9 protein-coding genes are annotated in these 13660 nt (G+C 41.1%); 5 read left to right on the forward strand and 4 right to left on the reverse strand.

Annotated features, from left to right (window positions below):
• Window positions 1–101: 101 nt before the first annotated feature.
• Window positions 102–629 carry a LuxR C-terminal-related transcriptional regulator gene (locus MTF66_RS35015; protein ID WP_054200642.1) on the reverse strand — a complete coding sequence of 176 codons (528 nt, stop codon included), beginning with the start codon at window positions 627–629 and terminating at the stop codon, window positions 102–104.
• A 194-nt stretch (window positions 630–823) separates the two neighbouring features.
• Here MTF66_RS35015 and MTF66_RS35020 point away from each other — a divergent pair, with 194 nt between their 5' ends.
• From MTF66_RS35020 to MTF66_RS35030, 3 genes are read left to right on the forward strand one after another with little or no spacing between them, the layout of a single operon-like run.
• Complete coding sequence (locus MTF66_RS35020) at window positions 824–1864, forward strand: hypothetical protein (RefSeq protein WP_248530070.1); 1041 nt, start codon at window positions 824–826, stop codon at window positions 1862–1864.
• A complete protein-coding gene (locus tag MTF66_RS35025; RefSeq protein ID WP_248530071.1) occupies window positions 1865–4936 on the forward strand; it encodes an efflux RND transporter permease subunit in 3072 nt (1023 codons plus the stop codon). It abuts the gene before it with no gap.
• Window positions 4929–5234 carry a DUF3240 family protein gene (locus MTF66_RS35030; RefSeq protein WP_010392847.1) on the forward strand — a complete coding sequence of 102 codons (306 nt, stop codon included), beginning with the start codon at window positions 4929–4931 and terminating at the stop codon, window positions 5232–5234. Before MTF66_RS35025 ends, MTF66_RS35030 begins: the two co-directional genes overlap by 8 nt.
• A gap of 50 nt (window positions 5235–5284) precedes the next feature.
• Here MTF66_RS35030 and iadA read toward each other — a convergent pair whose 3' ends face one another.
• From iadA to MTF66_RS35045, 3 genes are all read right to left on the reverse strand, one after another.
• Window positions 5285–6451, reverse strand: a complete 1167-nt coding sequence (gene iadA / locus MTF66_RS35035; RefSeq protein WP_248530072.1) for a beta-aspartyl-peptidase — start codon at window positions 6449–6451, stop codon at window positions 5285–5287.
• Window positions 6452–6463: 12 nt separating this feature from the next.
• Complete coding sequence (yfcC, locus tag MTF66_RS35040; protein WP_055013126.1) at window positions 6464–7867, reverse strand: putative basic amino acid antiporter YfcC; 1404 nt, start codon at window positions 7865–7867, stop codon at window positions 6464–6466.
• A 141-nt stretch (window positions 7868–8008) separates the two neighbouring features.
• On the reverse strand, window positions 8009–10936 hold the full coding sequence (locus MTF66_RS35045; RefSeq protein ID WP_138623221.1) for a TonB-dependent receptor domain-containing protein: 2928 nt from the start codon (window positions 10934–10936) through the stop codon (window positions 8009–8011).
• 352 nt (window positions 10937–11288) lie between these two features.
• Between MTF66_RS35045 and MTF66_RS35050 the strand changes: the two genes are divergently transcribed.
• A complete protein-coding gene (locus tag MTF66_RS35050) occupies window positions 11289–12995 on the forward strand; it encodes a cyanophycinase (RefSeq protein ID WP_248530073.1) in 1707 nt (568 codons plus the stop codon).
• A gap of 112 nt (window positions 12996–13107) precedes the next feature.
• Window positions 13108–13659: a flavodoxin family protein gene (locus MTF66_RS35055; RefSeq protein WP_131690813.1), complete on the forward strand. Its 552-nt coding sequence runs from the start codon at window positions 13108–13110 to the stop codon at window positions 13657–13659.
• Window position 13660: the final 1 nt, after the last annotated feature.

The following is a 13660-nucleotide window of genomic DNA, read 5'->3' on the forward strand; positions in this document are numbered from 1 at the left end:
TATGGCCTTAAGCTTTAAAGTCCTGAGTCATAATGGCGAAATTTAGCTGCCACTTTAATGCTGACTAAAATAGCGTGCAAGTATATGCGTTAGTCACTGCATTAGTTAATGGCTGAGCTTGAATGCGGATAGTGCCTTTGTTGCATAAAGTCTTCCAAAAACCATGCGGCAAACTCATGTCTGCCCTCTACATCCGCTTTACTATATATATCTGAAGCTTGTTGGCGTACTGTTTTTTCTTTAGTGCTTCTAAGCGCGCTAATTTCTTTAAAGCTAAGCCCTTTGAGTAATAGCATAGCTACTTCCTGCTCGCTACGAGTGAGTGTCCACTGAGAAAATTGAGTTTGTATAACACCACTATATTGATGGCGCGCGTCTTTCATTTCCTGCGATATATTGTTTAGCTGAGTCACAGAGTTGTTTAACTCGCGCTTGAGGTTATTAATTTTTTTGGTTCGTGCGTTAATATCTTTAATTAAATACAGAGCACCTAAGCCAGAAATAACCACAATTAAACTCTCAGTAAAAATATGCCACTGCGGCACTCCTAATTTTAAATCCATGATCACGTCAAAAAAATTTAACACCATGATCATCAATAGTGTTGCTGCAATTATTTTATCTCTCATTAAAGTCTCTATTATCAGTAAGTTAAATTTACAATGGACATATGTACTGTGATACAAAAATTAAGGTTTATTGGCATGTTAAGGCGTATGCCTGATGCGATAACCCCGTAAAAAGGGCATGGTTATTCTATAAAATTAATCACATGCGGACAAACCAAATGCAGTTAAATTATACAAAAATACGATGTAATTTTGTGCAACACTCTAACGCGTTATTATTTATTGCTGTGCTGACCTGTTTAACTATTAGCCGTGTGTCAGCCGCGCAAACGCTTGCTCCCATTCCGATTAGCGAGTTAAATGGATTTGATACTCAGTTTGCCAATATTCACGCCACCGATTTTATTAACGCTCAAAGTGTAATGGGGAAAGTGAGTTATAAGCCGGGTGTAAATTACACGGTATTGTTTGCATTTGATGTCGCGCAAATTAATTATTTGTACGCTAATGGGAGTCATGTAAAAAAAGGCGCTATTGTGGCAACTGTTCAAGGCAGTGATGTTCAGCACTTTTTAGACACTTATCAATCAGCAAAAGACATGCTTAATGTAGCTAAGAGCCATTATGATATAAACAAGGTGCACCTTAAAAATAAAATTATTAGGAGCTCTGAGTGGGTCACTATTACGCAAAGTTACTATGCAGCTAAACTGAGCTTTGAGCATTTAAATCACCAAATGCGCTATTTGCAGGTTGATGAGCAAGAAAACGTGAGCTTGACCAGCCCAAAAACAGGGATATTACAATTTCCTACTCAAGCGGCAAATCGTATGTTAGGCGAACGAGCATTCGACATTCTTGACCCTAATAGTATTGAGGTTAAGTTTACTGTTCCTATTAGCTTGGGCAAAGGGGTATCTTATTTTAGGGTTTCTGATCAATGCCAACTCAAAATTAAAAGCGTAGACAATATTGCTAATAAGTACCATCAAACTATTTGGGCATCACCAAGCTCTGCACAATGTAACTTAACCATTGGGCAGAGTATTAAAGCGGTTCCGGTTAAAAAAATAACGGGTTACAGCGTTGCCAAATCGGCATTATTTGAGTTTGAAAATACCAATTATATTGCCATTAAAGCTGACGAACATCTCGAGTTTGTGCCTGTACAGTTAATTGGTTCACGTAATCAAGATTTTATTTTTAGCGCCAATATCCCCTTAAATAACCGACAAGTATTAATTAGCTCAGTAAGTGCATTGCAGGGAATGCTGTTGCATTTAGGGAGAGAGTAAATGTTAAACCTGCTTATTAAGTTTTCACTAACGCAGCGATTGTTTGTTAGTATTTTTGCCATTATTGCTATGGTTATAGGGGCTCGCTCGTGGTTGAGTATTCCGGTGGATGCATTTCCTGAAATATCGCCTACCCAAGTAAAAATTGTTTATAAATTACCGGGTATGAACGCCCTTGAAATTGAATCCCAAGTAACGCGCATTATTGAAACCGAACTACTGGGCATTCCTGCTCAGCAAATGCTGCGCTCTACCACCAAGTATTCGATTACCGATATTACCATTGACTTTAAACAAGGTACTGACATTTACTGGGCGCGCCAGCAAGTAAACGAGCGGCTGTTAAATATTTTACCTAGCTTACCTACCAATATTAGTGGTGGTATGGCACCAATGAGTACGCCGCTGTCTGAAGTGTTTATGTTTACCATAGAAAGCCCTAACTTATCGCTGATTGAAAAAAGAGAGTTACTTGATTGGCAAATACGGCCATTACTAAGAACCGTGAGTGGCGTAGCCGATGTAAATAGCTTAGGCGGGTATGCAAAAACGTTTGCTATCGCCCCCAACAGCTTATTAATGCAGCAGCATCAAGTTAGCTTTTTACAACTGCGAGAGGCGATAGTGCAAACCAATCAAAATGGTGGCATAGGGCGCTTAGAAAAAGGCAACGATACGTTAATTTTGCGTACTGAGGGTAAATATAGCGATTTAGAGGCCATCAAAAATACAGTCGTTAAATCAACACAAAATAAAGTGATCCGCTTAAGCGATGTGGCCAATGTTGATGTCGGAAGTTTAACTCGTTATGGAGCAGTGACTAAAAATAGCGAAGAAGCTGTTCAAGGGCTAATTATTGCGCTTAAAAATAGTAACACAGCGCAAGTGGTGACAGAGGTAAAAAGTAAACTGCGCCAAATCGAAGCCTCACTGCCGCAAGGTACCAGCATTAATGTGTTTTACGATCGTTCTAATCTTATTAACACCGCAATTAGCACAATTACTGGCGCATTAGGCCAAGCTATCATTTTAGTAATTGTATTATTGGCGTTGTTTTTAGGGGATATTCGCTCCTCTTTAGTGGTGTCGTTATCATTACCTATGTCGGCGCTGTTAACTTTCATTATGATGAAACAGTTTAATTTATCAGCCAACCTAATGAGCTTAGGGGGCTTAGTGATAGCAATTGGTATGCTGGTGGATTCATCGGTTGTGATTGTTGAAAATATTTTAAATCGGCTGGCTAATAATCAACATTTACCTAGGCTACATGTTATTTATCGCGCCTGTAAAGAGGTTGCTGCACCGGTTTTTTCAGGCACTATCATTATTATTATTGTATTTTCACCACTGTTAATGCTCACCGGGCTTGAGGGGAAATTATTTACCCCTGTAGCGCTCACTATCGTATTTGCTATGTTAAGTGCGCTATTGTTATCGCTTACAGTTATTCCTATTTTAGCCTCGCTATTGTTGAAAAATGAACCCGTAAAACAGCCTAAGATGGTGATGTTGTTACAAGGCTTTTATAGTAAAACCCTTGCTGAGGCGATTAAAAAGCCAATGCTAATAAGTGTTACTTCAATAATGGTACTGATCCTCAGTGGCGTGTTATTTCAGGGACTTGGTAAAAGCTTTATGCCAGTGTTAGATGAAGGCGACATTATTGTTCAACTTGAAAAATCTCCCAGTATTTCACTACAGGCTTCCCTTGATATAGACAAGCAAATTGAAGCCACCTTATTAAAAAACACTCCTGAAATAGTGCAAATTGTCGCGCGTACTGGATCGGATGAACTGGGGCTTGATCCTATGGGATTAAACGAAACCGATGTGTTTATGGAGCTGGCACCAAAAGAGCAATGGCGCTTTGCTACAAAAGCGCAACTAATAGAGCATATTCGCCAAACGCTTGCGCAATTTCCAGGTGTTAATATTGGCTTTACTCAACCTATTCAAATGCGCGTATCAGAAATGCTAACGGGTGGCACTGGCGATATTTCAATTAAAGTGTTTGGTAACGACATTGCAACCTTGTCATCGCTTGCAGAAAAAATCACTGCGCTTGCAAATCGTATTGAGGGGGCAAGTGATGTGCAAATGGCGCTTATTGAAGGGGGCAAATACGTTAATATTAAGCTTAACCCTGAGGTTGCGAGTCAATTTGGTTTAACAACGCAAACATTAAGTGAGTATTTAAAGTCTCAGCTTGAAGGATTACAGGTGTCTACGCTGCAAGAGGGCAACCGTGTTATTCCTATTGTATTTAATAGTGCCACAGCTAAAAACCAATTAGTGGATTTATCTTCTATTCAAGCGCTAAAAGGCAGCCTTATTTTAATGCCAGATAATAGCCTAATGCCGCTTGAAGACGTTGCTAGTATTGGTTTTAAAACAGGTCCATTGTTAATAGATCGCGAAAAGGCTAAGCGCTTTGCCTCAGTTAGCGTCAACGTAGATAACCGCGATGTGGTGAGTTATGTGAATGAACTTGAAGCTAAAATTAGCAGCAATATAAAGTTACCCAGTGGGTTTACTTTATCTTTTGGTGGCGAGTTTGAAAGTCAGCAACGCGCAACGCAAAATTTATTAGTACTCATTCCTGTGGCGTTAATATTAATATTTATTATTTTATTTACTACCTTTAAATCACTATCTAAATCAATGCTGATTATTGCCAATATCCCGTTTGCGCTGATGGGCGGGGTGATTGCTTTGTATATTAGTAATGAATATTTATCGGTGCCTGCATCGGTAGGGTTTGTTGCCCTATTGGGGGTAGCCGTACTTAATGCGATTGTGATGATCAGCTATTTTGAACAAACTAAAATGTTTGCTGCAAATGTAACGCAGTGCATTTTAGATGGTGCTAGTAGGCGGCTACGCCCTGTATTAATGACCGCGACAACCGCTATGTTTGGTTTATTGCCGCTGGTGTTTGCAACAGGTCCAGGGGCTGAAATACAAAAGCCATTAGCTATTGTAGTTATTGGCGGGTTAATTACCTCCACTATTACAACACTTTATTTATTACCTATCTTTTATGGTTGGTTGGAGAAGAAACATGGCTGAACAGTTACTTTTTACCCTAAATGCACCCACAAATATAAAAGATGACGTAGTTGATATATTAATAGGCATAGACTGTATAACCGGCTTTAACTTAAAAAAAATTCAAGGCTATAGCAAAGAGCACAGCGAGTTTGATATTGCCGAGCAAGTAGAAGGGCATCGCAGTTTTTATCAATTTGAGGTGCATATTTTATTATCTGAACTTGCCATAGTAAAAACGGCGCTAAGTCCTGTTTGTAAGTACACGCCGTTAAAATATTGGGTAACCCCAATTTATGAAAGTGGGCACTTAGGATAACTCAATATCTAGCATTTTATGCTGCTGAGCATTCTCAGCAGCATTGCGTGTTACTCGAACACTCCTTTTATGACTGCATGGGTGTTTTGCACCATTAATGTGCCGTTAGCCCATACATACTCAGGGGTTAGGGTCTCTTTATCGAGGAGGACAACATCCGCGTCGCTTGTTGCTTTAAGACGGCCTTTATCAACTCCTAAAATATCGGCAGGATTACTGGTTATGCTCATTAAAGCGTGCTCAATAGGGACGTTATATTCTTTGACTGCTTGCTGAAACGAGGTTAATAAAGATGCCTCTTTGCCTACCTCTAACCCTAATAAGTTAAAGTCTTTATCAAAAATAGGTAAACTAGCATGGCCATCTGAGCTCATAGTGAGTTGATTTGGTGCTACGCCTTGTTCTAAGCAGTAGGCAAGGGCATGGGCTGCTGCATATTCACCATGGGCTAAATCGTAGTCGGTGGTGCTGGTGGTAAAGTCGATAGTACCGCCCTGATCACAAAAGTGAATACCGGCATCAAGAAGTGCTTTATTGCGGTTCATATGCGTAGGATAAAACTGTTTAAGCTTAATATCACTTTGCTGAGCCACATGATGCAAAATACTCAAGTGACTATCAACAGGGCCGACATGAATACTCACGGTGCCTTTTTTACCACTGAGCATACCGGCTACTTTGGCCTCGGCTGCCAATTCTGCTAATTGCTGGACCGTAGGTTGGCTACTGCGATGATCAGAAATAGCCACTTCGCCAACACCTATAAACTCCTCTATATACATGATGTCGTCAGTGATTGAGTGAGTAAGAGTTTTAGCGGGTAAATGATACGAACCGGTATGGCAAAATACATTCAGCCCTTGCTCTTTTAGGCCTTTTGCTTTGGCAACCAAATTGGTAAGCGTACGTGAGCTTGAGTCGGTACCCAGTGCGCCCACCACTGTGGTAGTGCCCGATAGGGTTGCATCGGTTAGGTTCATTTCAGGGGTGCGGCTGGCAAATCCAGCTTCGCCACCGCCACCGGTAATATGCACTAACGAGTCAACAAACCCCGGCGTAACAAGCTTATTTTTACCGTCAATTCGTTTGACGAGTACACTGCTGTCGAGGATTATATTTTCGTCAATAGCAATGATTTTACCACCGCCAATTAAAACATCTTGTGTGCCTAGGTAGGTAGGTGCATAAACGTTTGCACCTTGAATTAAAGTTAACATAACAAATTCTTTTTATTGATAATTAATAAAGTAAGCAAGAAATATAAAGCCGCTTGCTAATACAAAAAGTGCTAGAGCAAAGCGCCAAATAAACGCAGCCCATTCTCCCCAATCTAATTTCACGACCCCTAAACAACCAATTAAACTAGCTGAGGTGGGAATTAAAATATTGGTTAATCCATCACCTAATTGAAAGGCCAATACTACAATTTGCCTTGATACATTGAGCAAATCGCCAAGTGGAGACATCAGCGGCATAGTGATGGCAGCTTGGCCTGAACCCGATGAAACAAAAAAGTTAAATACACTTTGAAACACCAGCATTCCCCAAGCTGCAATGTAATCTGGCACACTGGCTATGCTGCTTGCACAGTAATAAAGCAGGGTGTTGAGGGTCGAGGGAGTGGTTAAATCACTACCCCCTAATAGTAATACAATGCCTTTAGCCAGTGCGACTAATAACGCCGCTGGCAATAATTCTTGTGCACCGTGTTTAAACGCATCCGCGCACTCATTCGCGGTTAGCTTTTTAAACACGATGGCAATTATTGCACTGATAAGGCCAATACAAAAAAACTGTGCAGCAAGCTCAGGAATATAATATTGGCGCGCCATCACCCCCCATACGACCCAAGCTATGCCCAATACAAACACTAATAATGTGAGTGCATCGGCTAGGCTGAGTTTAATCGTTGGCTGATCACCCGTTTTTTGGGATTGTGTTTTTATCCGTTTTGCATAGCGCATAGTAAACACAAGGCCTACAAGCGTAAAACAAGCCCACGCTAGCATACGAAAGCCCGCACCAGAAAACACTGGAATTTCAGCTATCGATTGCGCTATAGCAATGCTAAAAGGGTTCATCCATGAGGTGGCAAAGCCTATTTGCGTAGCCACATAAGTTGTAAGTACAGTGACTTTAGCGTCGTAGCCAAGTTGTTGCATAATAGGGAGCAGCACAATACAAAATGCAATAGCTTCTTCGCCCATCCCAAATACCGCGCCGCCTAACGAAAATAGTAAAAACAGTAAGGGAATAAACAGCCATTCAACCCGCTTGGTTTTATTAATAAGTGCCATAATGCCGTTATTAATCGCGCCGGTTTTCATAATAATGCCAAAGGCACCGCCAGTGATTAAAATAAACGCCATTACGCCAATAGCTGCACCATATTTATCACCCGACACTAAGCCTTCAAACAATACATTTGCTAAACCAATGTCGCCACCTTGTGCAAAAACAGGTGGTGATTGTTGGTCGTTAACGGCTTGATATTGTGAAAGCTGCACAGTGTGGCTACCAGATTCTGCATTAAATACCCCAGGGGTAATAAATACCGTGGCCATATAGGCAACCACTGCCACACACAGCAAAATGATGCTTGCATCTGGCATAGAAAATTGTTTTTGTTTCATAATTTCACTTTAATAAAAGGTCATTGTGTTGATGCGTAAATAAACGCTTAAACGTACTTTAGCACTTAATAGGCAGTGTCACTGTAGCCATGACCAGTAATAAAAGGAAGGCCGCAAAGCGTTTGCTTTGCGGCTAAGTGGTTAAAAACGGTAGCTAATACTTAATTTATAATTAGCACCTAGGGCATTATGATTAATTGAATCAAAGCCACGGCTTGAGCCATAAAGAGTGGGTGGCTCTTTATCAAAAATATTATTGATGCGCGCGCGCAAAGTCAGCGATTTATTAACATAAAAACCCGCTGATAAATCCCAAACGAGCCAGTCATCAACCTGATGCTCACCTTTTGAGTCTAATACGCCAAGCGAATCTAGCTCATCAATTTCACGACCACGCAGGCCTTCTATATCATCTTCGTAGCTGCTGGTGTAGTTTGCACCTAAGTTAAGGTAGTAATTTTGCGCTTCCCAATCTATTGACATACGCGCAACATTTTCAGGATAACGATAAGTTCCCACCAGCTTCTCTAACGAGTCAGACCCCGGTTTATTACGTTCAAACTCAAGGTAATGAGTCCCGTCAAACGCAAAGGTTAAATCGCCGCTTGGTAATACAAACCTATGGTCAAACTTAAAGTCTATGCCTGCTAATGTTTGTGTACCAGTGTTTTCAAGTGGGATAGCATGATCGCGAAACAACGGTAAAAATAGCTCGTCATCACGTGGGTTAAATTCATCTATATAACTGCTTAAAATTTCAGTTAAATTAGCGCCGTCTTGCTCTATGTTTAAACCACTGGTGTCGGTGACATCACATAATGCTTCATCGTACGATATGCCTTGCTCGCCCGGTGGTACAATGCCACAGTGACGAAGTGACGCATCAGTTATAGCGCGGTCGAGCACTGCGGTCATGTTGGTATCGATTACTTCTTCATGATCAAACTGCCAATAATCAATGGTTAAATTAGTATTAGCCGATGGACTCCATGCAAAGCCAACACTGATAGCCTCAGATTCTTCTGCATTTAGATTTGGGTTACCTAACTCTAACGAATTAACACTCACTTGGGTGCCATCACCCATACAGTAAAGATCAGACACCGCTTGGTTAGCACCACAATCGAAAGTGGATTGCGTGGTTCTTAATTTAACGCCAGCTTGAGTTAATGATGGTGCTCTAAACGAGGTTGACCATGAACCACGAACAACTAACGAATCAGTCGGGCGATAGCTCAAACCTATTTTAGGATTAAAGGTGCCACCAAAATCATCGTAATGATCGTATCGACCCGCTGCTTGTAGCTCTATTTGCTCACTCAGTGAAATACTTAATTCAGCAAAGGCGGCATATTGAGTGCGATCGGCTTCTGATAAACTAGAGCCAAATCCAAATACATCAACAAGGTAGTCTTTGTCTGCTTGAGCTTGTGAATTAAGCGAAGGAATGTCGCTTAGCTCTTCACGTCGTGCTTCTACCCCAAATGAGGCATAGGCTGGTAGGTCGTTAAAGGTAAATAGTTCACCATTAAAGTTAGCATCCCAGCCGTAAACAGTACTTTCTCCACTGCGTGTTGGGCGAGCTTGCGCTGTTGCCAAAACGGCATCATTAGCGGCGTCGCCTTGAAGGAAAGGGTTGTAAAAAGGTAGCAACTCCCCAGATGCACAATTTAAGTCAGTACCGTCATAACTTGCCAGCGTACCGTCTGAACATAGCTCGCCTGTAATCGCGCCATGGAACTTGTAGCGATTATAAACCCCTGCAATCGCTTCTTGCTCTGAACGTGAGCGAGAAAGAGTAACACCAGATTCCCAACCCCAATCACCAATTTCACCACTTAGGCTACTTACTAAGCGAAAGTTTTTCGTTTCTACTTCCACCGTTCTTGGGGCATTAAAGCGCGCATCAAATGCAAAACCATACACTTCTCGACCACTTTGGGTATCAAATGGGTCAATGTAGAGTTGATCTAATAAATCATTACTACCATCGGCATTATCGTAAATAAATAAGGCGTCTTCTAAAACATACGGGCCGTCGTCGTCATTAATTTGGTTAATAGGTGAGGGCGATGAATACGCTTTTGCCTTGGTCTGACTGTAAAAAAAATCAGTATGCCATTGTAGACCACCAAGCTCACTATTAAACATAAAGCCGGTTGAAAGGCTTTCAAATGGCGTTTCTAGGTAATCATCTTGATTAGGGTAGTAAGCACAAATTTGTTCATCAAGTTCAGTAGTAACTAACTCGGTTTTGCAGTTTGGTGATGGAAGTTCGTTACCATCTCGGCTGCTGAAATAATAAATATTAGGTGAGTTCTCCAGCTTAGGTAAATAGGAGTAACCATTCACTAAAGAGGGAGAGGCCGTGTAATTACGATCGGTCGCTTTAAAAGCGTTACGGTCGTATATATCTGCAAATACCGTTAAGTTACTCTCGCCTATTTTTGTACCATACACTAAGTTTAATTGTTTTTTACTTTCGTCATGTTGATCAAAGCTATCGGCAAACGAAGTATTGATTTCAGCGCCTTCAAAATCATCTTTTAAAATGTAGTTAATAACACCCGCTACAGCATCGGCACCATAAACGGCTGATGCACCGGTGGCTAAAATATCAATACGTTCAATGGCCGCTAGAGGAATAGAATTCACATCTACAAAGTTTTCAGTACCTGCAGCAAATGAACTAGGCGCAACTCTTCGCCCATTTATTAATGTCAGCGTTGCCGAAGGTCCCATGCCTCGTAAGCTCGCTGCTGATTGACCTGCTGGTGTAGAGGTAGACGTACCACCACTTTCAGAGGTTGAGAACGTACCGCTTCCGCCTTTAAATACAGATAAATCTTTGAGTAATTCATGAATGGTATTAGCACCAGAGCGTTTGATTGCATCTTGGTCTAAAACGGTTAGTGGAATAGTGCCTTCCAGATCAACGCCTTTTAAGCGAGATCCTGTTACTTCTACTCGTTCAATGTTGGTATCAGTTTGAGTTTCTTGTGCATACACACAAGTGACAGGGCTCAGTAAAGCGCTTACTGTGGCCGCAATAGTTAGTTGACGAAACATTGTAGTACCTTTTGTCTTTTTTAAGCGCGCAGAAATAGGTTTAATATTTCTTAAGGCTTTAATTATTATGGTTTTTAGACAGGGCAATGGTGAAATGACACGCTGAGCCCCTCACAGAAATTAGTGAGGTGGTGGGCTACTCGTCAAACCACTCCGAAAGGTAGTGTGGTGAGTAGAAATATGTTGTAAGCAATGTTGCTTTTTTAAACATAATTCTCTTTCCAAAAAGGTTTTTGACAAAGCTAGCAAATGGGTGCTAGCTTACTCGCGTTTTAAAGTTCCTTTTTTTTATAGCAAGTGAGAGACGCTCTCGCAAGTTATTTCTTATAATTTTTTACATGAGTGTAACATAATGGAACGAATAAATTTACCAAAAAAGCGACTAGTTAAATCGCGAACAATAACCGCTTTTTACTCAATTTTAATTGCTTTTTCGCTACAGTTAAGCGCAAAAGAGTCTAATCAAACTCTTGTTTTAGTGGGTGGAGCTCTCACAACGTGTGCCAGTTTAAGCTCTAAAAACTGTGAAAAAAATACTCAAATTTCGGGTAAAACGCATAATGTATTTGCGCTCTCTCACACTAAAATTAGCCAAATAAAGCAACAATGGCCCAGTAAAAATAGCCAAGCTAAAAATAACACTATTAAAAATTTAGCAACAATGCAGGCTAAGTCATCGCCCACATTATCGAAAAAAGAACTGTTATGGTTGTGGCGCGATATTGATAGCAAACAGCTCAATAGTTTATCGGATCAAGAATACAATTTTGTAATAGATATGCTTGAAGTAGCTCAAATAAAAAGCGACAACAAGCGACTAAAAGAGCAGGTAAATACTGCGCTTAATAGCGAATCGGCGGCGACAGAGATTTTGCAGTTTATATCGGGTAGTTTAAAAGTTAATAACTCCAACCCGAGTATGCTGGCCATTACCGCCTCAAGTAGAGACCCTTATGAATCTGCTGATTTTTACGAAGGATTACTAAGCTTCCCTAATGTAAATTCGCAATGGCTTGCATTAACCCCTGCGCTTGCTAAAGCAATAACCACCAACAAGTGTGATGATTTAACCACGCTTAGGCACTCCGAAATGGGGCTATATCAACGCGAACATATTTACCCTGATCGCACACAAGCTGAATATAAATTGTGTAAAAAAGGCACCGACGCTTTAGTAGAGCTAATAAAAAACAGTACCGGTGTGATGTTTAATGGTGGCGATCAAAGCCTAACTCGAAAAGTATTATTTGATGAAAATAACCAGCCTTACCCTTGGACAAAAGCATTACAGTCTCGCCCTGTTATTGTTGGAACAAGTGCAGGTACCGCGGTGCAAAGTGGTGGGCAAGCCCACGCCGGGAATGTGGTGATGATCACCAATGGCACTAGCTTGTCGGCATTGAAAGAAGGCGCACAAGCCATTGATGCCCCAAGTGAACGCTCAAACAGCGATAGTTTAACTTACAACCGCTTTGGGGGTTTAGGCACATTTAGTTACGGTGTACTCGATACACACTTTAGCGAGCGAAACCGTACATTAAGACTAGGCACTTTGCTCGACAGCTTCAGTGCAAATCAAGCTCAACCCGCATTCGGTTTTGGTGTAGACGAAACCACAGCCTTAGTGGTGATTAAATCTGAAGCTGGCAATTTAATGACCGTAATTGGTAAAAATGGTGTGGTGATGGTTAAATCAACAGAGCAAGCTCAGGCTGAAACTAAAACTAAAACCTACAGTTACTCTTACTGGCCTGTGGGCAGTGTGATTGATATTAAAAATAACGATTTTACCTTAAGTCAGCGCAGTATTAGCCAAGCATTGCCAGCAATTAAAATACCGCCTTTACCAGTTCAGCGTTTTGGCAGCATTTTAACGCAGGCCAAATTACGCTCTTTAACGCAAGCCATGTGCCTTAGCCAAGAACAAACGGCTGTTGGCCAGCAAGATGAGTTTATTATTAGTTTATCTGCCACGCCTGAGTCTGGATATCATCGTATTAGTGCTGCGCAGTATGGCTGTGCGGTGAGTAATTTAGAAATTGCAGTGAGTACCTTTTAATTTAATGCCACGCAAGCTAATTTAATTAAACACCCTGCTTAGTTGATTTTAGATTAAGCGGCCATACTATAGTTACAAGCGTGTTTATTAAATCACAACAAAAGGAAGGTTCATGAGTAAAGTAGCGGTTATTTATTTTTCGGGATATGGCCATACCAAAAAAGTGGCTGAATTTGTAGCTGATGGAGCAAACGCTCAGCTTATTGCAATCGATGAGAATGGCGACATAAAAGACACCGATTGGGATGCATTAAACAATGCAGATGCCATTATATTTGGCGCACCTACCTATATGGGCTCATATCCTTGGCAGTTTAAAAAGTTTGTTGATGCTACCTCTAAAGTTTGGTTTACCATGGGGTGGAAAGACAAAGTATTTGGCGGGTTTACCAATAGCGGCAGCCTAAATGGCGATAAACAAGTCACTCTAATTAGTATGCAAACATTGGCTTCGCAACATGGTGGAATTTGGGTAAGCCTAGGGTTACCACCGGCCAATAAATTGGAATCAACTCGTCAAGACATCAATAACTTAGGCGGTTCAGTTGGCGTATTAGTGCAATCACCTACTGATGCAGATGAATCTGCTATTCCATCAGGCGATTTAGAAACGGCCCGTTTATACGGCGAACGTGTAGCTGATGTAGCCAAACGCTTAAAGTAAA

The sequence above is a fragment of the Pseudoalteromonas sp. 2CM39R genome (genome assembly GCF_023161845.1).

What these genes read in the sequence shown, in the direction of transcription:
- MTF66_RS35015 (WP_054200642.1), bottom strand. Translation starts at nt 629, where the DNA reads ATGAGAGATAAAATAATTGCAGCAACACTATTGATGATCATGGTGTTA.
- MTF66_RS35025 (WP_248530071.1), top strand. Translation starts at nt 1,865, where the DNA reads ATGTTAAACCTGCTTATTAAGTTTTCACTAACGCAGCGATTGTTTGTT.
- MTF66_RS35030 (WP_010392847.1), top strand. Translation starts at nt 4,929, where the DNA reads ATGGCTGAACAGTTACTTTTTACCCTAAATGCACCCACAAATATAAAA.
- iadA (WP_248530072.1), bottom strand. Translation starts at nt 6,451, where the DNA reads ATGTTAACTTTAATTCAAGGTGCAAACGTTTATGCACCTACCTACCTA.
- yfcC (WP_055013126.1), bottom strand. Translation starts at nt 7,867, where the DNA reads ATGAAACAAAAACAATTTTCTATGCCAGATGCAAGCATCATTTTGCTG.
- MTF66_RS35045 (WP_138623221.1), bottom strand. Translation starts at nt 10,936, where the DNA reads ATGTTTCGTCAACTAACTATTGCGGCCACAGTAAGCGCTTTACTGAGC.
- MTF66_RS35050 (WP_248530073.1), top strand. Translation starts at nt 11,289, where the DNA reads ATGGAACGAATAAATTTACCAAAAAAGCGACTAGTTAAATCGCGAACA.
- MTF66_RS35055 (WP_131690813.1), top strand. Translation starts at nt 13,108, where the DNA reads ATGAGTAAAGTAGCGGTTATTTATTTTTCGGGATATGGCCATACCAAA.